22 protein-coding genes and 1 pseudogene are annotated in these 21,269 nt (G+C 34.9%); 15 read left to right on the top strand and 8 right to left on the bottom strand.

The genetic code is table 11. From position 1 onward, the window contains the following. The first annotated feature begins 757 nt into the window (after positions 1-757). The gene (locus MKX31_RS14100) at positions 758-1,507 is read left to right on the top strand and encodes a DUF7225 domain-containing protein (RefSeq protein WP_340981561.1); all 750 of its coding nucleotides are present in this window, start codon (positions 758-760) and stop codon (positions 1,505-1,507) included. A gap of 25 nt (positions 1,508-1,532) precedes the next feature. Here MKX31_RS14100 and MKX31_RS14095 read toward each other — a convergent pair whose 3' ends face one another. After that, positions 1,533-1,631 (bottom strand): YjcZ family sporulation protein, encoded by a 99-nt coding sequence (locus MKX31_RS14095; RefSeq protein WP_081257294.1) that lies wholly within the window; start codon positions 1,629-1,631, stop codon positions 1,533-1,535. Between the two features lie 43 nt (positions 1,632-1,674). Between MKX31_RS14095 and MKX31_RS14090 the strand changes: the two are divergent. Beyond that, positions 1,675-1,878: pseudogene (locus MKX31_RS14090) on the top strand (DUF5360 family protein); the annotation flags it as partial. 203 nt (positions 1,879-2,081) lie between these two features. On the opposite strand, the gene MKX31_RS14085 reads toward MKX31_RS14090, so the two are convergent. Continuing rightward, positions 2,082-2,627, bottom strand: a complete 546-nt coding sequence (locus MKX31_RS14085; RefSeq protein ID WP_064475842.1) for a transcriptional regulator — start codon at positions 2,625-2,627, stop codon at positions 2,082-2,084. Positions 2,628-2,752: 125 nt separating this feature from the next. On the opposite strand from MKX31_RS14085, the gene MKX31_RS14080 reads away from it, so the two are divergent. The 3 genes from MKX31_RS14080 to MKX31_RS14070 are packed head-to-tail and all read left to right on the top strand — an operon-like array spanning position 2,753 to position 4,679. Then, positions 2,753-2,992 carry a PLD nuclease N-terminal domain-containing protein gene (locus MKX31_RS14080; RefSeq protein ID WP_088047153.1) on the top strand — a complete coding sequence of 80 codons (240 nt, stop codon included), beginning with the start codon at positions 2,753-2,755 and terminating at the stop codon, positions 2,990-2,992. Next, entirely contained in the window at positions 2,989-3,894 is a 906-nt protein-coding gene (locus tag MKX31_RS14075) for an ABC transporter ATP-binding protein (protein WP_088047154.1), read from the top strand. The genes MKX31_RS14080 and MKX31_RS14075 overlap by 4 nt, the downstream gene beginning before the upstream one ends. Then, positions 3,891-4,679, top strand: coding sequence for an ABC transporter permease subunit (locus MKX31_RS14070; protein WP_149174092.1), 789 nt, complete (start codon positions 3,891-3,893; stop codon positions 4,677-4,679). Before MKX31_RS14075 ends, MKX31_RS14070 begins: the two co-directional genes overlap by 4 nt. Before the next feature lie 63 nt (positions 4,680-4,742). Here MKX31_RS14070 and MKX31_RS14065 read toward each other — a convergent pair whose 3' ends face one another. From MKX31_RS14065 to MKX31_RS14055, 3 genes are all read right to left on the bottom strand, one after another. Continuing rightward, entirely contained in the window at positions 4,743-6,002 is a 1,260-nt protein-coding gene (locus MKX31_RS14065; RefSeq protein WP_222660018.1) for a serine hydrolase domain-containing protein, read from the bottom strand. 103 nt (positions 6,003-6,105) lie between these two features. Further along, complete coding sequence (locus MKX31_RS14060; RefSeq protein ID WP_001190340.1) at positions 6,106-7,305, bottom strand: MFS transporter; 1,200 nt, start codon at positions 7,303-7,305, stop codon at positions 6,106-6,108. 15 nt (positions 7,306-7,320) lie between these two features. Further along, positions 7,321-7,737: a MarR family winged helix-turn-helix transcriptional regulator gene (locus MKX31_RS14055; protein WP_064475837.1), complete on the bottom strand. Its 417-nt coding sequence runs from the start codon at positions 7,735-7,737 to the stop codon at positions 7,321-7,323. A 174-nt stretch (positions 7,738-7,911) separates the two neighbouring features. Here MKX31_RS14055 and phaZ point away from each other — a divergent pair, with 174 nt between their 5' ends. From phaZ to MKX31_RS14035, 4 genes are all read left to right on the top strand, one after another. Continuing rightward, positions 7,912-8,823 (top strand): intracellular short-chain-length polyhydroxyalkanoate depolymerase, encoded by a 912-nt coding sequence (phaZ, locus tag MKX31_RS14050; protein WP_141669121.1) that lies wholly within the window; start codon positions 7,912-7,914, stop codon positions 8,821-8,823. Positions 8,824-8,890: 67 nt separating this feature from the next. Then, entirely contained in the window at positions 8,891-9,124 is a 234-nt protein-coding gene (locus tag MKX31_RS14045; RefSeq protein WP_064475835.1) for a hypothetical protein, read from the top strand. 113 nt (positions 9,125-9,237) lie between these two features. Continuing rightward, the gene (locus MKX31_RS14040) at positions 9,238-10,434 is read left to right on the top strand and encodes an MFS transporter (RefSeq protein WP_064475834.1); all 1,197 of its coding nucleotides are present in this window, start codon (positions 9,238-9,240) and stop codon (positions 10,432-10,434) included. Next, positions 10,418-10,618, top strand: a complete 201-nt coding sequence (locus MKX31_RS14035) for an NETI motif-containing protein (RefSeq protein WP_064475833.1) — start codon at positions 10,418-10,420, stop codon at positions 10,616-10,618. The genes MKX31_RS14040 and MKX31_RS14035 overlap by 17 nt, the downstream gene beginning before the upstream one ends. A gap of 101 nt (positions 10,619-10,719) precedes the next feature. On the opposite strand, the gene MKX31_RS14030 is transcribed toward MKX31_RS14035, so the two are convergent. Next, positions 10,720-11,130, bottom strand: a complete 411-nt coding sequence (locus MKX31_RS14030; RefSeq protein WP_340981011.1) for a DUF4279 domain-containing protein — start codon at positions 11,128-11,130, stop codon at positions 10,720-10,722. Positions 11,131-11,495: 365 nt separating this feature from the next. Between MKX31_RS14030 and MKX31_RS14025 the strand changes: the two genes are divergently transcribed. Further along, the gene (locus tag MKX31_RS14025; RefSeq protein WP_103655728.1) at positions 11,496-11,954 is read left to right on the top strand and encodes a VOC family protein; all 459 of its coding nucleotides are present in this window, start codon (positions 11,496-11,498) and stop codon (positions 11,952-11,954) included. Between the two features lie 128 nt (positions 11,955-12,082). Here MKX31_RS14025 and MKX31_RS14020 read toward each other — a convergent pair whose 3' ends face one another. Continuing rightward, a complete protein-coding gene (locus MKX31_RS14020; RefSeq protein WP_064475830.1) occupies positions 12,083-13,186 on the bottom strand; it encodes an S-layer homology domain-containing protein in 1,104 nt (367 codons plus the stop codon). Between the two features lie 502 nt (positions 13,187-13,688). Here MKX31_RS14020 and MKX31_RS14015 point away from each other — a divergent pair. Then, a complete protein-coding gene (locus MKX31_RS14015) occupies positions 13,689-14,021 on the top strand; it encodes a DUF3895 domain-containing protein (protein ID WP_064475829.1) in 333 nt (110 codons plus the stop codon). 98 nt (positions 14,022-14,119) lie between these two features. Here the strand turns inward: MKX31_RS14015 and MKX31_RS14010 are convergent, their stop codons facing one another. Continuing rightward, entirely contained in the window at positions 14,120-14,827 is a 708-nt protein-coding gene (locus MKX31_RS14010) for a DNA alkylation repair protein (RefSeq protein ID WP_088047157.1), read from the bottom strand. Positions 14,828-15,161: 334 nt separating this feature from the next. On the opposite strand from MKX31_RS14010, the gene MKX31_RS14005 reads away from it, so the two are divergent. The 4 genes from MKX31_RS14005 to MKX31_RS13990 all read left to right on the top strand — a co-directional run bounded on the left by MKX31_RS14005 (position 15,162) and on the right by MKX31_RS13990 (position 21,235). Beyond that, entirely contained in the window at positions 15,162-15,620 is a 459-nt protein-coding gene (locus MKX31_RS14005) for a hypothetical protein (RefSeq protein ID WP_064475827.1), read from the top strand. 313 nt (positions 15,621-15,933) lie between these two features. Further along, entirely contained in the window at positions 15,934-17,715 is a 1,782-nt protein-coding gene (locus MKX31_RS14000) for an S-layer homology domain-containing protein (RefSeq protein ID WP_340981010.1), read from the top strand. 294 nt (positions 17,716-18,009) lie between these two features. Then, positions 18,010-18,762 (top strand): DnaD domain-containing protein, encoded by a 753-nt coding sequence (locus MKX31_RS13995; protein WP_064475825.1) that lies wholly within the window; start codon positions 18,010-18,012, stop codon positions 18,760-18,762. A gap of 82 nt (positions 18,763-18,844) precedes the next feature. After that, complete coding sequence (locus tag MKX31_RS13990; RefSeq protein WP_064475824.1) at positions 18,845-21,235, top strand: penicillin acylase family protein; 2,391 nt, start codon at positions 18,845-18,847, stop codon at positions 21,233-21,235. The last annotated feature ends 34 nt before the right edge of the window (positions 21,236-21,269 follow it).

Genomic DNA, 21,269 nt, shown 5'->3' with positions numbered 1-21,269 from the left:
AAATTCATTCGTAAGCTGTTCTTTATCAAGCTGAATATGATAATTACCATCAACGCTATGGTTAAAACTATCCAAAATGGTATGGCAGAACCGGGAGTGTTGGAAGTACTACGAGAACAGTTGGGTATGATTAATAAGAGACAATAAAAAAATCCTCCTGGATGCAAGAGGATTTTTTTATAGGGAATAGTAAGGATGAGAGGAGGTGCATTACATATGGGAAAAGGTAGAAGTAATAATGCTGGTAAAAAGCAACCGAATTTCGATGATTCATCTAATTTCGCTAAACAAAGCCAACCGACAGAAAAGAAGAAGAAGTAAAAAAAGGATCTCTCTTTATCAAGAGAGATCCTTTTTTATATATTGACGTTTCAGCACAACATATCGATTGCTCAACCAAATAGTCATACATGCAAAGCTTAAACTCCTTCGAATGGAAGTCAATTTAATATTATTGTCCTGTTTTTTATAATGCTTCTTCACGTTTACCTTATTTAAAAAGCCAATATAAAAAAGACGCGTTTCCTAAATAAAAAGAGCTCTTAATGGAGTATTATCTTTATTTTTAATAAAATTCTCCAATTTATATTTTACTCTATTAGGCTATGAAATTTAAGTAATTAAATGTAAAATTTATATAGATGGTTATATAAAAAAGTTAAAAACATCGGTTACGTTATTCTACAATCGGGTCAAATTATAGAGTAAAGGTTGTACTATGGCTAAAAATATTGATAAGCATGAGGAGAGGATTACATTGACTATTTATGAGCAATTTATAGAGGCTCTTAAAGAAAAAATAGGCGATACTGTAACATTTGCAGAGATAAAGGACAGATTAATAACAAAATTTAATACGAAACCGGGGAGTATTAATCCTGCTGATTATTGTTATAACCGTTATAACAAAGGGAGAGTGTTTAATAAAAATCTGTTTATATATATAAATAAAAAAACTTATAGATATGTAGGTGAAAATTATCCTTATACAGGATTAGTTTTTCACAAACCTAAAGGGGCAGATTGTGAATCTGTTGTAGGTGAGTGGGATAATGGTAAACTTCTTTTTTATAAGGATAAGGATAAAATAGGAATCTCACAAATCAAAAAGTTATATGAGGCATACTTTGAAATGTTACGATTTGAGATGAATGTTCTTGGTTGTAAGGCGACTGAATTAAGGCATCTTATAGGTCGTCTAGGTGAATTTTTTTTTGTTCTTTACACAAATGGTGAGCTATCCAAAGTGACTAATCAGCATGGATATGATGTCATTAAAGATGGGAGAAGAATAAGTGTTAAAACAACTGCCCAAGAAAAAGGGTTTATCACGATCAATCAAAACACATTTGACCAATTTGATGACTTCTTTGTAGTTCAGTATAAAGATGATGATTTGAAAGTATTATTTTATGGGCCAAAGGAAGAACTTTCGGCGCTTAGACCATATGGGAATAATTATGAGGTCGATATACATTCTTTAAAGAGAATAGAAAAGACACTATGATAAGAGTGTCTTTTCTTATAGTTTTTTAGCAGAAGCAAGCAGCTCCGACGATGATTAATAAAATAAACAATACAACTAATAAAGTAAAACCTTCAGTAAAATCGCAACTACCACCAAATCCCATAATAGTTCCTCCTTTAATAAGAGGGAACAACAGGGCTATGCTCATGTATTTACATTCTAAACAAAAACATATTTGGAGTCACTTTGCATTCTTATCATTAATTTTAACTTTTTGTTCAGGATTACAAGCTCTAGCATTTTGGACAATCCGTTTAGATTCCGATATTTCTTGGTGGATTCCTAATTTATATTTATTAGTTTACCCATGCTTCTTTTTTAAAAGTGTTTGGAGAGAGTGTGGATGGTAAGAGAGTAACATGAAAAAAGAAAGAAAAGAGTTCATTTAATAAAAGAAAGACAAGGGCTTTAAGCACATTCGAATTCTAAATCAGTTTTTTCGCTAGCCTTACAGCAGAAGTTAAAACAGAAGCTAAACAATTTTTGAAATGAAGATAGCCGATGTTTCCTTAACATAGGAAACATCGGCTTGTATTATTTATATTGAGTTAGTTTACGTTTCTGGAATAATTGTAATAGCGACAGTCCGAACCGGAGCCTCTATTTCGTTGTCTTTACTTTGGCTATTATAGTACTTAATCATTAATTCGTTAAGTTCGTTTTGAAATTTTCCAAAGTGTTCCTCATCTAGCTTTAATTCTACTACAGAAAAAGTAGCCTTATCTTCTTGACTGTTTTGTTCCTCTAATTTCTTAAGGTAACTTTGATATTGTGTCATAAGTGATAACTGGTAATAAGAAATGTAGTTTAACTTGTCATCATCAGATAATCCTTTCCACTCACTTCCTTCAATTTTTGCATCTTCTTCATTGATTGCGTAATATTTTTCAGAAACAGATTTCACCTTTTTTTCGTTAATTACATGGACGATACCAGAATCAACCATAGTTTGTAGCTGTCTATATAGTGTTGCTTGTGGTACATTTTTAATGATTTTTACCATTTCTAATGGTGTTAGCCCATCTTCCTTATTTCTCATTAACACTTGGCAAATTTTCATTCTTACCGGATGCATTAAAATTTCAACTTTATTACTCACTATATCACCTTATTCATTATTTATTCTCATTATAAATAATGAGAATAATGTTTGCAATGCATCTGCTCTTGTTTTATCATTATTATTATCAATAATGATAATGAGTTTAGGAAGGAATGATAAAAATGCAACTACATTATGGATGGAATGATCTTAAAGACGTTGATATTATGGCTTTTCTCCCAATCATATTGCCGGTTATTGCAGTGGGGGCAATTTTAGTTTTCATTGCACTAATTGATTTATACCGACATAGAAAAACAAGAAAAAATGTACTTGTATGGACGCTAATTATTCTTTTTGTTAACGTATTGGGACCTATTTTGTACTTTGTTATAGGGAGAAAGGACAGTGAGAAGTTATGAAATTAGAGATTAGAAATGTAACAAAATCATTTAAAGGAAAAATTGCTGTCAATGATTTCTCGATGGAACTGCAATCGGGGGAATGTGTAGGATTAATTGGACCAAATGGAGCAGGGAAATCCACATTAATAAAAGTGATTTCGGATATTATTAATCCAGATGTTGGTGAAGTGTTATTGAATGGGATAAAAATATCAAAAATGAAAAGGGAAATTGGCTACTTACCGCAATACCCTAATTTCTTTCATTGGATGACGGCGCGAGAAACCCTAATGTTTATGGGGCAACTTTCAGGGATGAAAAAAGAAGCATTGTCAAAGTCGATACCAAAAATTTTGGAGAAAGTTGGATTAAGTGGGGCAGATGGTTCAAAGGTGAGTACCTTTTCTGGGGGAATGAAACAGAGACTTGGTATTGCACAAGCATTATTACATAAGCCTTCGCTTATTGTCATGGATGAACCAGTATCTGCATTAGATCCAATTGGCAGAAGGGAAGTATTAAATCTCATTGAAGAAATAAAAAAAGATACAACCATTTTATTATCAACCCATATATTAAGTGATGCAGAAGAAATCTGTGAACGATTTGTCATGATTAAAGATGGTACAAAAATAGAAGATACAACAATTACTGAGCTTTTACACCGTAATAGCGAAAATAAGTTAATCATTGAAATCACAGCTAAAGATCGAAAGTGGATTGACGTTGTAAAAAAGTTGCCCTATGTGAAGGACGTAGAAGTGATTGGGCTTAAAGTCAAAGTGAAGGTTGAAAGTATCGAAATGAATAAAAATATGTTACTGCAAAATGCACTCGAGCATAAAGTGGACATCGTTAAATTTGAAATAAACAACGATACTTTAGAAGAAATTTTCTTGAAATTGGTGGTGCAAAAATGAATAATCTAATGGTGTTGATAAAAAAAGAATGTGTTCAAATGATACGTGATTTTAAGATGATTTGGCTACCAATTGTTTTTATATTTTTAGGGGCAACACAGCCAATAGTAACGCATTACTTGCCATCCATTTTAGGATCATTAGGTGGAGGGCAGGGGATTACCATCGATCCGAGTATGACAGCACAACAAGGAGGCGAAGTACTAGCAAGTACTTTGGGGTCTCAGTTTGATCAGCTCGGACTTATGATTCTAGTAATTTCTATGATGGGTGCCATTCAAACAGATAAAGCCAACGGTATGTTGGCCTTTATTTTAACAAGACCTGTTACGGTTACTTCATATATAGCGGGGAAAATAGTATCAAATTATGTAATAGTAGCGTTCAGTGTAATGATTGGGTACTTTACTTCTTATCTATATATAAACTACCTTTTTACTGCTGTTCCGTTTTTGCACATGATTACTGGATTACTATTTTATTTAATTTGGGTTCTTTTTATCGTATCTTTCACAATAATGATAAGTGCTATTTTTCAAACTCAAGGTATTATTGCGCTAATTTCAATTGTTTTTCTTTTAGCTTGTAGAATAATTGTCGGTTTGAATCCAATAATAGATCAGGTTAATCCAGCCAGTATGAGTAAACATGCAATGGAAATGTTAGTCACGGGGGGAGTGAATGCAACCGCAGTGGTCAATGTACTACTAACGATTATTTGGATCTTATTGACACTCTTCTTAACAAATTATTGGATTGTTAATAAAAAATTCACGTATGAATAAGAAAAGAATAATCGTGATGAGGAGATTTATTAAAATAAACACCCCAATAAGAAAAAGCTTCCACTACTGTGGAAGCTTCTCTAAATGATGTGCAATATCAATATACATATTTGAGTAAACTGAATGTATTTCATTACTTGGCGTAGCGTTAGAAGAGAAGTGGACAATGACCATATTTGCTTTCGGATCGATGTAAAGTGTTTGTCCGTAACTGCCTAACACTTCGAAAGCACCTTGTTCATTGTGCGGAATCCACCATTGATTATGATAAGAAATGGAAGCTCCAGGGCCAACTGCAAGTTCACCTTCTTGGACATTTTTTATATCTTCAGTAATAGAAGAAGGGAGAATTTGTTTTCCGTTATATTCCCCGTTGTTTAATAGTAATTGCCCGAATCTAGCCATATCTCTAGCAGTTGCATTTAAACCAGCGCTAGCTTGTTCAACTTTTGTTTCATCGGTGACGTAATAAGCATTTTCTTCCATACCAATTTGAGACCATATGCGCTCGTTAACATTATCCGCTAATGATTTACCAGTGATCGTTCGAATAACCCAAGCGAGTGTTTCCGCTGATCCGTTATCGTAAGAAAAATCGGAACCAGGCGATGCAGTTTCTTCTGCTTCTCGTAACATATCATAAATTTTCATCGGACCGTCGTAGTTTTTACCTCTAGGTAAAATATTGCTCGCTAAATATAGTTGTGCATCTTGATTTTCTAACGCTGGATGTTCGTATCCGTGAGTAGGATATTCTACAGAAACTTGCATGTCCATTAATTGCTGAAGTGTGGCATTACCGAACGGTGTATTTTTTAATTCTTTTATATATGCGTCAGCTGTTTTTTCTAAGTCAATACGATTTTCTTCAGCGAGAGATTGTATAATTGCACCAGTAAAGACCTTCGCTAATGATGCCATGCCATGAGGTTCACTCTCGTTATATCCATTGAAATATCGTTCATAAACAAGTTGTCCATTGTGTACCACGACAAAAGCATCCGTTTTGTTATCGTCTAAAAGTTTTTTTAGAGGAGTTGTATTTCCAAATCTACGCTCCACAGCAAAATCGTCTAAGTTTTGCGATGTGGTAGAGAAATTAGAAACGTGATCCGGGTTATGTTTTACCTCGTTAATTAAAGTGAATTCTTTCATATGTGTGTACGACCAACGTAAGTACGGATCATCTAACCAATTTTTCTTCGTCACGTTATTTTTCGATGGGATTGTTTTATTATGTTTGAAGTATGTAAAACCGAGCCCTGTAATTACAAATATAAATGTAATTATGAGTAAGTGTAGGGGAGATTTTTTAAGTTTCATATCGGTCCCTCCTTTTTATTTCTATTATTATAAGTATACGCTTCTAGTGAAAGAAATACAAAATAAGGAAAGTAAACTTCCCCGTTTACTTTCCTTATTCGTGTTAAGCGGAAACTTTTCCGTCTGTATGTTGTTTCTTGAATTTTTGTTTTCGTCCGTGTAATCCATAATAGAGAAGTAAAGTGAAAGCAACGATAATAGCTGCGATAAAATACATATTATGGTAACTTGATTTCGCTGCGACGATACCTAAAATGAAAGAACCAAAACCGAGACCGCTATCAAAGAATGAGAAGTACGTAGCTGTCGCAGAACCACGTCGATGGTTTGCAGCGGCAGAGATCGCAATCGTTTGGAAACTTGGAATTAATGTTCCGTAACCTAAACCGATTAACATACCTGCGCCAAGGAACCAAAACGGAGTTTGTGCTTGACTTAAAATGAACATCCCAATTGTGAAAATAATAATAGCTGGGTAAACAAGTACATTTTCACCGAAGCGATCAAAAATCTTTCCTGTAAATGGACGAGAAATTACAACAACGAGTGCGTATACAATAAAGAAGTAACTAGCAACTTCTCCTAAACCGATTTCTTTCGCATAAATAGGAATAAAGGATAAAATACCACTATAAGAAAAGGCTAAAACAAATCCTGTCAGAGCAATCGGAATAGAGGATGGTTCAATTAAGTCTTTCCATTTCATTTTTTCTCGTTTTTGTTTGCTCACTGGTACTTCATGCGGAATATTTACAAGTAGTCCTAATAAAAATGCAAGTAATGAAAATACGGAACAAACGATAAATAGTACAGTAAATGAAAAATGAGAAATAATTGTTAAACCTAAAAAAGGACCAATTACCATAGGCAGACTCATGAATACGCCGAAATATGCAAGTGCTTCGCCTCGTCTATGAGCTGGCGCAACATCAGTTACAATTGTTCCTGTGGCTGTTGTTGCCATACCGAACCCAATACCATGTAAGAAGCGAAGGGCAAGTAATAAAAATAAACTTTGTGCACCGAAATACATAACGGTAGCAGCTAAAAATAATGAAAGTGAAATAAATAAAATTTTCTTTCTCCCTAATTCATCGAGCCATTTTCCTGTAAATGGTCTACATAAAACAGATGAAATAAGAAAAACAGTTGCAACTAAACCAATTTCCTCAGGTTTTCCTTTTAGGCCGTCTATTACATAGACAGGCAGAGTAGTCATAAGCATATAGAATGTTAAGAAGAGAAATAGACTACTAAAACAAGTTCCGAGGAAATCCTTTGTCCAAAGTTTCTCACTTTGCATCGTCATCCCTCCAATTTAATCTAAATTTTTAATGATTTTTTGTAACACTTCAAATGCTTGATGTAAATCATCTTCGTTAATATCTTCTAGTGTTTTTTCTTCGAAAGTATCAACTTCTTCTTGCCATACCGGAATCATTTTTATCGCTGTTTCTGATAAAGAAATGAGCTTCTCACGACGATCTTTTCCTTCTGTACGAATAATCCAACCCATCGTTTCCATACGTGTTAACGTACGAGTCATCGTTGGTGATTCAACATTTAAGTATTGGCACAATTCTGTTTGCGTACAAGAACCGGTTTGATTAATGCGGAAAATAACAGCCCATTGCGCACTGAATAGCCCAGTTGGAGATACGCGTTCATTAAATTTCTTTGTGAATTTTCGAGAAGTCTGGCTGACAATGTGAAAAAAATGTTGTTTTTCGTCCATGTATTTTGATCCTTTCAAATTAGTTACCTAGCTAACTATATACTTTTTTATTATAATTGTCTAGTAATAGACATGTTGAGTTATGTAAAAATTTCGTATAGGCTTTATGTTGAGAACGTACATTCTGTATGTTATTCTTTAAGTAAGTAAAGAATTTTCTTTCTATTAATTAGAATGGGGGAACTTGTGATGATTAAGCCTGCAACAATGGAGTTTGTTTCACTATCGAACGGAGAAACGATTGCGTATCAGGAAGTTGGAAGGCAAAATACAGAAATTCTTGTACTCATTCACGGAAACATGACATCGTCACAACATTGGGATTTAGTAATTGAAAAGCTGCAAGATCGATACCATATTTACGCTCTTGATTTAAGAGGATTTGGTCAATCAACATATAATCAATCGATAGATTCATTACAAGACTTTGCAAGAGATGTAAAACTATTTATCGATCAATTAAAACTAGAGAAATTTTCATTAATGGGCTGGTCAATGGGCGGTGGTGTTGCGATGCAATTTACAGCGAATCATCCAACATTTGTTGAAAAGTTAATTTTAGTAGAATCAGTAGGCATGAAGGGATATCCAATTTTTAAAAAAGATATAAACGGGCAGCCAATCGTATCAAGTTTAGTAAAGACGAAAGAAGAGGTTGCACAAGATCCCGTACAAATTGCTCCAGTGCTAGATGCGATAAAAAATATGAATAAATTATATTACCGTACAGTATGGAATCTATTAATATATACACATAATCAACCTGAACCGGACCGTTATGACAAGTATTTAGACGATATGTTAACGCAGCGTAATTTCGTAGATGTGAATTATGCGCTCATTACATTTAATATTTCGGATGAACATAACGGAGTTGTAGAGGGAAATAAAGAAATTCATCATATTAAAGCTCCGACACTCGTCATACAAGGTGACAGAGATTACGTCGTACCGCAAGTAGTCGGTGAGGAATTAGCAAAACATTTGCCAAATGCAGAGTTAAAAGTGTTAGAGGATTGCGGTCATTCGCCTTTTATTGATTGTTTAGATGTATTTATAAAACATGTAGAAGATTGGTTAGAATAGAAATAATCCCCGAAATGAGAAGTGTTGCATATACTATAACATTTGTATGTATAAGGGGAGAGAGTCAATGCATAATCCGCTTTTAATATATCATTCTCCATATAACCATCACCAACATATAAAATTTATTATTGATCCGATGTATATGCAAGTTTCACCATCTGTAGTTCCATTACAAATGCAATACCCGCAGCCACCAATTGCTAGTGCACAGCAATACTTATATGGCTCATCATTTTATGGAAATCCATATTTCAAGCACTTTCACCACAATGTGAAAGCGCAAGTATGGGAAGGATAAGAAGCTAAAAGATTCATTCTTTTAGCTTCTTTTTTATTGCGAATATTCGTACACGCATTTGAAGAAACAGTTTATAATAAAAGGTGGACAGCGTGAGAAGGAGAGGGAAAGGGATGTCAATGCGTTTTACATTTTGGATTATGGTTGGAATTGTAGCAATCTCGGGTTTGTCACAAGGGATGCTCTTACCTGCCATTGCAATGATTTTTGAACAAGAAGGGGTTAGTTCAAGTATTAACGGTATTCATGCGACGGCATTATACATTGGGATATTAGTTATTTCACCGTTTCTTGAAAAACCGATGCAAAAGTTTGGAATGAAGCCAATTATCGTTATTGGTGGGTTTCTCGTTATTATTTCATTATTCTTTTTTACACAAACTTTTTCATTTTGGGTATGGTTTATTCTTAGATTTCTAGTTGGAGTCGGAGATCATATGCTTCATGTCGGAACACAAACATGGATTACGACAACATCAGACCCGAGTAAAATTGGTAGACAAGTATCGATATACGGTGTATTCTTCGGAATTGGTTTTGCGGTTGGTCCGTATTTAGCAAGCACTGTGCAGTACGGTCTTGCAACGCCATTTATTATATCTACGATACTTTGCTTAATAGGTTGGCTTTTATTACTCCCAACGAAAAATGCATTCCCGGCGCAAGATGAAAGAGAAGTGAAGGGTGAATCATCATTTTCTCGTTATAAACAAGTTGTTGGATTAGGATGGATTGCATTACTAGGACCGCTTGCATATGGTGTACTGGAAGCGATGTTAAATAGTAACTTACCAGTATACGCACTTCGTAAAGGATGGTCTGTTTCAGATGTATCCTTCTTATTACCAGCGTTCGCAGTTGGGGGCATTATTACACAAATTCCACTCGGTATATTAAGTGATAAATACGGAAGAGATCGTATTTTAACGTGGACGTTCAGCGTAAGTACGGGAATTTTCCTACTTACAGCAGTATTTGATCAATATTACTGGATCGTTTTTGTCTGTATGCTGTTAGCTGGTATGGTCATTGGATCGTGTTTCTCATTAGGTCTTGGATTTATGACAGATTTATTACCGAGGCACTTACTACCAGCAGGTAATATATTATCTGGAATCGCCTTTAGTTTAGGTAGTATTATGGGACCTGTATTAGGAGGCGTATTTATAGAAAAAATACAGTATACAAGCTTTTTTATTGCGGTTATGATTATAATGGGAATTCTCGCAATGGTATATATGGTCTACATGAAGAATCAATTCGCATCAAGAAAAATAGAAAGTAGGTTAGGGCATGACAAAACAACCTAATAAAAAGAAATTTGAAGTACTCGAAAACGAAACAATTACAGACTGCTTAGCACGTATGGAACGAGAAGGCTATGCGCCATCACGTCGCATGGAAGAGCCAATCTTTCATGAAGTGAAGAAAAACGGCAAAACAGAAGTTGAACCGTGCGGTAGGAAAATTGTTTTTGAGGGAAAATTGAAGTAATAAGTTATATAAAAAGAATGTGCATTTGGGTACAAGCAAGATAAAACATATAGTCACATAAAAAACGCTGTTGATTCCAATATCAATAGCGTTTTTTATTGTTACAAAATATATAGGTCAAAATGAATTTCTGCTTGAATGGAACTAGCAAAATCAATTATATCTTTTTGTAAATACATCGCGGGTGATTCGTTATTCTCCACTTGAATTACTATCATAAGAAGAAACTCTAAACTATATTTCTTCTTAAGATGTTTTAATTGTTCTGTTTTTCTTTCAAGGGATTTTAGAATAACATGCAACTGATTATTTATATCGTATGATTCTTCGTATCCAGTGCTTAAAGTCCAATCCGTCTCTTTTCTATATATGATTTTGGTGGATACAAGATTCGGATTATCACGTCTTGCAACAACATCACCTTTTTTATAAGTTCTTGTAGGCTCGATACTTAGGGCGTCAGTAATTGCTTCAACAGGGAATATATCACCCGTTGCACTAAAATAAGCCATAACTTTGGTTTTATCCAGAATGGTTCCTCCTCTATTATTAAGATGTTAATCTTATTACATTATAAAAATTTATGAATGTAAATAGAATTTTTATCCTGCTATTTGTGGGCAGCAAAGCTTCTAAGGAGAGGAAAGTAGGTGAGAGCCAATTGTCCATAAAAGCATGATTAGTGTGTGGGAATAAAACCTCACTAGTTTCATTGTATTGAATTCCGGTGTTGGGATATTAGCGAAAGCTGGATATCTATACCTTTGTAGGAAAGAACAATTATACAAAAGTAGGATGCTTAAAAATATATTAATTTGTATGATAAAAACAAAACATATTTTTAAAAATCAGAATGTAGGGGAGGGGGAAATATATAATGATACAAAGCATATATGAAACACATTTACATGCAAGGAATTTAGAAAAGGCGATAGATTTCTATCAAAATAAGTTAGGCTTAACAGTAGCAAAAAGACTATCGAAAAGACGAGTTGCATTCTTTTGGATAGGAGAAAGTAAAGAGCAAATGCTCGGGTTATGGGAAATGCATACGAATGAAGAGTTTGAGACGAAACACTTCGCCTTTCGTGTAGATTTAGAGTTTTTAAATGCTTCAAAATTATGGTTAGAGAAACGTGGAATAAAGGTAGTAGGGAGTCAGGGAAAAGGAAATCGAGAACCGATTGTCCAAAGATGGATGCCAGCTGCAAGCGTATATTTTCTAGATTGTGATGGAAATAAATTAGAGTTTATTTCCATGTTATATGATGATCCAGATGAATTAGAATATGCAACGTATTTAAGTGAATGGGATGCTGAGCATCAAGAAAAATAAAGTTTAATCAGTGGGAGCTTTATAGATTTGTACTATGTAAAATAGATAGGAATACAAAAAGATCCCTCAAGAAAAAGCGTGTTCTTGAAGGATCTTTTTATACTTTATATATTTATATTGTTTGTAACTTAATAACGATCTTCAGCTTTAGATATTTCAGCGCGTTGAATATAACCATCAGAGAAGCTGAAATAAAGAGAATAGCTTCCTCGATTATATATAAAGCCTTCACTAGTCATATCCTCACCGATTCCATCTGGTTCACCAAACCACTCTTTTAATTCGTTGATAGAGATATCCATTTTCACCCATATATATCTAGCGTCTGAAGGGTACATATCAATATTATAATCTCCGTATACCGCTGTATTAGGGGCATCACATTCTGTACATGGTGCTTGCTTCCAAACATCAGGCGCTCCAAATTCTTTTTTTACCTCAGATATATCTTTACCTAGTGCATCTAATTTAAATGGACCAAACGTCCCATTCTGTAAAGCTGTTGTTAACATTTGTTTCAGTTCTTCTTTTGAGTTGATGTTGAAATTATAAGATCTGTTCTTGGCTATTGCATTATAGAAAAATTGTGCGTATTGCTCACGCTTCACAATCATGTTGCCATTAAAATTACCTGATTCGTCACCTTGTGCTATACGGTTACTACGCACTGCATTTACAGATTCATAGGCCCAATGACCTTTTGGTACATCTTTAAAGCTCCCTTGTCCTTTTGATTCTAGATGAAATGCTTTTTGTAACACTACTGCCATCTCATACCGAGTTAATACATCATCTGGACGAAATGTACCTGATCCATCACCTGTCATAATTCCAGCTTGCGCAATGGCTTTAATATCCTTTTCAAACATATGATTTGTAATGTCACTAAACATATTCGCCTGTTTATCGTCTGCTATTAAACCTAAATGTCGATTGACTAAAGAAGCTACCTGTCCTCTAGTAACATTGTCCCCAAAACCAAATTTCCCATTTCCGTATCCCTTATAAATCCCTGCTGATGCTAAGTAATCAATAGCAATTTTTGACCAGTGGTCCTTTGGTACATCTGTAAATACAGTGTCATTATTGCTAACTACCTTATAGCTATTTGCATTACCATTTGTTTTCGTAGTTGTTTCTGCATTTACTGTGCCTACCATCGTTGTAGTTGCTAGTGCTGCGGTTAGTACGAATCCAAAAAACTTTTTAACTTTACTTGTTTTTCTGCTCATTTGTGTGCCCCCTTGTTAAAGTAAACGTATTGAATAACCTTAGTAAACATTTAATATACTTAAATGTTTACATCGAGATTATAACATATAAATGATAAATGTTTACCATAAATTTCTATGGAATAAATATCTATTTTGCTAATCTGCATGAAACTTAATCATAGTATCTATAAATATTCATCTCTATTTAAAAATGGTATATAGAGTGAAATGTAAAGTAACTCAAAAATATACAATAAAAGTTGATTTTGAAGTTATTTCTATAAATCCATTCAACGAAATTATTTAAATCCCTTTTCGCTATTTGTGAACAGTAAAACGTTCCTTTTTTCAATCTACGATAGAAGATAGAACATATATTTGGTATAATCAAAACATACTATATGAAACGATGTACATGAGTTTGATATTTATGTAATAAAGTAAGGAATACATAACAATAACTACGCTATAGGATTCAGTTCATGTTATACAAATCGATCGTTAGAAAGGAAAAGAAGTAATGAATCAAATTTCATTTGAAGATTTATTTGAAGAAGAAAACGAGAAAGGAAAGGTGGAGGTGACTGAAATACCAGTACCTTTATCACCACTGCAAAAAGATATATTGGAATTAATGGATTCTGAAGAAATAAGTGCACTTGAGCTATGTGAACAATTAATACGAGCTGGAAAAATATCAGATGAAAGATTCACAACGAATAAGCCTAAAGCATATGGAGAAGTATGCTTACTATTAGAAGGTTTTGTTAAAGAAGGAAAGCTTATTTTTGTCAAAAGTGATGAGAAAAGAGATAGGGTTTATAAATTGAATGAAGAAATGTTTAACGCATAAGGTGTACAAGAGGGGATGAATAATTTCCAGGGGAAGTTCATTCGTTTTTCTCATCAAAAAGGTGTCAATCTTGCTTAGATTGACACCTTTTTGATCATTTAACATCTAACATACTTACGTTTGAAACCAAGTCTTCCTCTATCAAGTTCTTTCTGAATACTTTCTGTAGCATTTAGCAAACTGCTCTTTTTATTTTCACGTTTTACTTCGACTATACCAACTTCTTTTGCGATTTCGACTGCCTTTTCGTGTAGTGGCACATATGAAATCGCTACTGTGTTTAGAAAAGTATTCATAGCGGATTTTGTTCGTTCTGGCGAATCATGAATCGTATTTTTCACCATTTCAAGCATATTGGAAATTTTGCTTTCGGAAAATTCATTGTCTTTACGATTGCCTAAAAGCCAGCAGTAGCAACTCCAGCCTGCAGACATTCGTAGCTCGTCTCCACTTGCAATCCATGTATCAGCAACGTCTTGTGCCATATTTGACTCTGATAAAGTTACTGCTACAACATAATCAGATAGCATATAAAAATACGCCCCATCCATCCACCGATTAAAATCCGATTCACTCATAGCTTTTGGATCGGCAATAATGCCTGCAAAGTACATAGCATCGTAGTTGCCTGTGGCATAAAGTTCTTCAGCTAATTCTTGATTTAATTTTATTTTTTTAGCGATTGGTTTCATAGCACCTATGGCTACGCCGAAAACTGGCTCGTGTGCGCCGTTAGATATGTATATTTTTTTTGTTCTTTCTTTACCAAGGGCCTCAAGCTCTTGCATAACTGTATTAAAATCCATTGCTGTGCACTTCCTTCCTTAATATAAAGACCATTTTAACTGCGAACAACTAGCCTATATTTTTTATCATGTCTTCCATACATCTCAATTTTAAGTCTTATGTGAGTAGGATGTCCACTTTGTGTAATTTATCGATAATTTAGTTAGTTGTTTATTGTTGTGAAGATACAACATGAAGATAAAAGGGGGGAGAAACAATATGGATGTATGGCTCTCCGCATAGTGAGGGGATGTAAATAATGCTTTCTCTTTGACGCGTTTGCTGTAGTATCATGTTATCCTTTAATAAGGTAATAAATGGGGTTTTATATTAAATATGTGAGGTCGATTCTAAATGATAAAGAAATTTACTAGAGTGGTACTAACTACGGTGATGCCAATCAGTTTCATTATGGGTTGTGAGAACGATGAAAAAACTAAAGCAAAAGAGCCGAAAGTGGTACAATCTGAGAAAAAGGACTATATGGATTATTCATATGGTAGCAAAGGTATATTAGTAAGTGGCAAAGCGAAAGAGCGTCAACAATACGAGGTTGGGTTTATAGATGATAACAAGTTAATAGGGATTGATGAAAATATCGAGGACTGTATTATTTTAGATAATAAAGATGAAGCAAGTTACATTTGGAAACAAGTAGAGCGGGGAGCTATTATTGAAGTGCAATTTGGTAAGGACCGCAACGATATCGTAGGCGTACAACTAGTAGGAGATCGTGATCCATATGAAATTAGTGATAAGTTTGATCGAAATACGATAAATGAGATTGTCGAAAACGTTAAAGGGAATTTGTAATAAAAGTTAAAATGAAAAAATGTAAGTTTACTTTATTAATTATCCCTTTTGTGAGTGTTTTTGACGGTACTTATAATTAGTTGTAAAATAATGTTCGTTAAGGGGTTTTATAGAAATTTGACTTAGAAACTATGATTTGCCTGCTGAGGATAGAAAGTATTTATAAAAGGATATAATAAACATATTTTTATACATACATAAGTGATGAAAAAGTTATATTAGAAGTACATAGTAGATTCATAGTCTTTCACTAATGAGAAGATAAAGGGAGGTTAAGATATTTACACGAGCTGTGTAAATATTACATATAGCAATGAATACAATTATAAAAAAAAGAGTAATTGCACTATCAACAAGTTTAGTAATGTTAGGGAGCGCACCTTTAGTGATATCAGCAGAAGAGAGTAAAAACCTTCAAACTGATCAACTTCGTATTGCACAAGGGGAGAGTGGAACGAGCGGATTAAGTTATTCTGATTTCAATCTAGAAACCCCAGATCACATGCAAATTAACGAAACAGAAGTATCAGAAAACGAGAAAATACTTCTAGAAGAATATAAGCATAAACATTCTGAAACAGAAGAACTAAATAAAATGAAAGAAGCTAAAACAGGTCAAGTAGCAGAAGATGAAGCTATTTCAAACATTGAAAAGGCATTTGAACATGTAGATGGTCGAAATGATGGTTCTCCTCGCGAAATGAAGCCGGTTGAAAAGCCAAGAGCTATTCAGTATAGTGCATCGATGACTACAAAGAAATATGGAACACTTGCAGGTGCCCCGTTTGTAGAGTGGATTGTTCCAGCAGGAAATCCTGATATTCGCCCGGCCAATCTGATGAAAGCACGTTACATTACAATTCATGAGACTGCAAACACAGCTCGCGGTGCGAATGCTGAAAATCATGCGAAATATTTGTATAAACAAGCAACGGAAGGTACGTTCCGAACAGCTTCATGGCATTTTACAGTAGACGATAAACAAATCTATCAGCACCTACCAACAAATGAAAATGGTTGGCATGCAGGAGATGGTGATGGCTCAGGAAACAGAGAATCTATCGGTATTGAAATTTCAGTTAACCAAGACGGAGATTACAATAAAGCGTTAGAGAATGCGAAGCGACTTGCAGGTTACTTAATGAATAAAGAAGGAATTAGCGCGGATCACATTTACAGGCATCAACAATGGAGCGGAAAAAAATGTCCTGATATTTTAATTTCTCGTGGGAATTGGACTGGCTTCGTACAAGGTATTCAATGGTATGCAAATGTTAATGCGCAAATTGACTCGCCTTTACAAGAAAGAAACGAGTTATTTGATTCAAATGAATTTAATCCAGCGGAACCTAGCATGGAGCTAGTCGTTAATGGTGACGGTATAAACGTACGTAGCGGTGCAGGAATTGAACATCAAACTGTTCGTAAAGCTTCAAACGGAGACCGTTACAAAGTGTTAGCAGTTAAAGACGGTTGGTACAAAGTAGGAAATGGAGAATGGATTTTTTATAATCCAAGTTGGATTAAAATTAACTACAATGTACCAAAAGAAGAAGTACAAAAGCCAAAAGATGATATTACAGGTGGATGGTTTGAGGGACATATTCGTAAACTTCACAGTCTAGGTATTATGCATGGGGAAGGAAATGGTGTATTTGCGCCTTACCGTAATGTAACGAGAGCTGAGTTTGCGACATTAATCGCAAATGCTCTTAAACTACCAGAAGGAAATAAGTCATTTATAGATATTAACAAAGCGCATTCATCACTTCATAGCGGTATTAAACGTAGTGCAAGTGCAGGGATTATTAGCGGTCGTGGCGGAGGGGTTTTTGACCCGAATGCACCAATCATTCGTGAAGAAGCATCGATTATGATTGATAACGCATTACAGTATAAAGGTGTTACAGGTGAATTAGTCGCATTACCATTTAGGGATACACATTTGATCACATACAAACAGCCTGTTCAACGATTATACAGCTTGCAGGTAGTTACTGGCGTTGGAAATAATGAGTTTAATCCTAAAGGTACAACAACTCGTGGTGAGGCAGCTGCCTTTTTAGTGAAGATGTTAGATGCAAGTCAAAAATAGAAAGAATGGTAAAGGAGCTATCCAAAATGAAAATTTGGAACAGCTCCTTTTTATTTTAGCCCCTATGAAGCCCCTTCCAAGCCCCTCATAAGCACCTACCAAGTAATAAATCACTAAAAAAACAAAACAAAAACAAAAACAACTACAAGAACAACAAAGCGCGAAAAAATAAAACCGGCGTTGTAGTAGTTAAAAAAGTTTGGAATTCAAATGCAAAAACAAAGCCCTTATTCCTATATGTATATTGAAAGATTGAATTCTGCCTTTTTATGAATAAAAGGAGGAGGTAAATATATGGCGGTGTACCGTAATGTGCAGGTGAGCTTTTGGCAAGATGAATTCATATTAGATTTAACGCCAGAGGAGCGTTATTTTTACATATATTTGTTAACTGGTACGAAAACGAAGCAATGTGGAATTTACGTATTACCGAAGCGTGTGGCAGAACTGGAAACAGGCTACAGTATGGAAACTGTTGAGAAGCTGTTAAATAGATTTGTTGAATACGGAAAGATTTTATACGATGCGGAAACGAAAGAGTTATACATACTAAATTGGCTACACTATAACCCTATTTTAAATACAAATGTAGAGAAGTGTGTGTTACGTGAGTTAAAGACTGTAAAAAATAAAGAGTTCATACATATGTTTTTATGTAAATGTCTTGAAGAAGAATGGAAGATTCCATTGTTATTGCAGCATTTTGGTATGCCAAAAGAAGAGGATAATAGTAGTTTACAAGAAGTTGTTGAGGAGAAGGAAGAAGAGATAGAAGAGGATACGTTGCATAGTGAAGTTTATAAGTTTTACGAACGACATATAAGTAATCTATCTCCATATATCGTGAAAGAATTGAAAGAGTGGATACAAAAGGTTTCAGGAGAGACAGTACGAAAGGCACTTAAAATTGCGTTTGAACATAATAAGCGAACGCTTGCTTATGTGAAGGGGATTTTGAGGAATTGGTGTAAGAAAGGGCGAGTAGATTTCATTGAAAGAAAGGAAGGTGTACATAAGAGAGAGGTATGTAGTTTGTATGATCCGTAGTATGAGAAAGTATGGGTTTTTCAACTTTTCTAAAAGGTTCTTCATTAAATAGAAGCGAATAGTTTGGGAAAGGAGGGGTTATATGGAAGTCGTCATAAAGAAGAAACGAACTAGAGGTAAGAAAATTTTCATTTGGTCTAGTAGTATCGTTCTTTTGTTAGTTATTTGTACAGTGATTTTTTTGAACATATATACGCTTAGTTCTGTGCCAAAGATAGATGGAACGATAAAGCTAGAGGATTTACAATATGCTGTTCAGGTAAAGAGGGATAGTAAAGGGGTACCGCATATTAAAGCGGAAAATGCACATGATTTATATTTTTCGCAAGGGTATGTACAAGCGCAAGATCGTTTGTTTCAAATGGATTTAAGTAGAAGGCAAGCTTCTGGGATGTTGAGTGAAGTTGTAGGGGAAGCAGCTGTTGATCGAGATAAATTGTTTCGAACACTTGGTTTACGACGAGCAGCCGAAGCGTCTGTTAGTCAATATGATGGGGAATCGAAATATGCCCTGCAGTCATTTGCTGATGGGGTGAACGCTTTTATACGCGAGGCAAAAGAGGAAAAGAAATTGCCAGTTGAGTTTACTATATTAGGTTATGAGCCTACTGAATGGTCCATTGTTGATACGTTAACGATTGGAAAGTATATGGCATTTGACTTAGGTGGACATTGGCACGGACAGGCGTTTCGATATTGGGCGCTAAAAAATTTACCGAAAGAGCAAGCAAATGAGCTATTTCCTACATATCCGAAAGATGCACCTAGATTGTTAGCTGAACTGAAAAATACAAATGTGGACGTAGCACAAAGTTTTGCAAAAGCGGTCATTCCGCCAGAGTTTAATGGTAGTAATAATTGGGTCATAAGCGGTGAGAAGAGTGCGTCTGGTAAGCCAATTTTAGCGGATGATCCTCATTTATCTCTTGCGACGCCTTCTATTTGGTATCAATCGAAACTTGAAATGAAAGGTTTGAATGTGAGTGGCGTTATTTTCGCAGGAGTACCAGGTGTTATTTTAGGTCACAATGACAAAATAGCATGGGGTGTTACGAATACTGGTCCTGATGTGCAAGATTTATATATTGAGAAGCGAAATCCTAATAATGAAAATGAATTTTTGTATAACGATAAGTGGGAAAAAGCTACTGTTGTTGATGAATCTATTAAAGTAAAAGGCGGGAAAACAGTTCCGTATAATGTGACGGTTACGAGGCATGGACCAGTTATTTCAGAGTTTGCGGATAAAGGAAAAGAGAAAACGAAAACGGTATTCGCTTTGAAATGGACTGCTTTGGAGCCTTCTGCTGAATTAAAGGCCGTATTAAATATGAACAAAGCGAAAGATTGGAATGAGTTTGAAACGGCACTTCAAGACTTTCATACACCAACTCAAAACTTTGTATTTGCATCAAATGACGGCACAATTGCTTATAAAGCGAATGGAAATATACCAGTGCGTAAAAAAGGTGACGGGAGTTTGCCAGTGCCAGGGTGGACAGATGAATATGAATGGGAAGGGTATATCCCATATAATCAACTTCCAAAAGTAATAAATCCAAAACAAGGGTTTATTTCAACTGCAAATAATAAAATTGTGGATGATAATTATCCGTACCATATTAGTAATACGTGGGCGCAGCCATATAGACAAATGCGTATTCAAGAATTTTTACAAGAGAAAGAAAAGTATACGGTGAAAGATTTAGAAGAGCTACAGATGGATCAAAAAAATTTATACGGGAAAGAATTTGCTCCTATATTGTTAAAAGAGTTAAATAAAGCATCTTTAAATGAAGTAGAGAAAGAAGGCGTAAAACAATTAACAAAGTGGAATTTTAACGATAGTAAAGATGAAGCAGCACCATTACTATTCCATTTATTAATGAAAGAGATTTCGAATACGTTATTTTCAAAAGAAATACCGAAAGATGTGATGGAGTTATTTGAAGGGAAGTCACAAGTAGTTGATGAATTGATTCGAAAAGAAGTGGCAGGAGAAAATAGCGCTTGGTTTACGAAGTACGGAGGTTTCACGAAAGTTGTGCATACATCGTACGAAAATGTAATGAAGAAATTACAGAAGGAATATGGCCCTGATGTTGCGGAGTGGAAGTGGGGCGATTACCATCAACTGGCGTTCACACATCCAATTTCAAAATCATCTAGTATGCTAGCACTACTTGCATTTAATCGTGAAAAACCAATTCCAATCGGCGGCAGCCAAGTTACCGTTCAAGCAGCGAGTTACGGAGAAAACGGTATTGTCAATCACGGAGCTTCTTGGCGATTCGTGATTGATACGAAAGATATGTCAAACGGTTATCATATCGTAGGACCAGGACAATCGGGACATTTTAGAAGCGATTGGTACCATGATCAAATAGATGATTGGGTAAACGGAACGTATCATACGACTTCATTGAATACGGAGGGGATAGAGGGGAAGGTGTTAACTTTAGAGCCGAAGTGATAATATTTCCACTGATGAAAACTGTTAAATTAGA

The sequence above is a fragment of the Bacillus sp. FSL M8-0063 genome, assembly GCF_038005545.1.
Classification (GTDB): domain Bacteria; phylum Bacillota; class Bacilli; order Bacillales; family Bacillaceae_G; genus Bacillus_A; species Bacillus_A wiedmannii.
The sequence above is the reverse complement of the archived record's forward strand: the minus strand, read 5'-3'. Positions and strand labels throughout refer to the sequence as shown.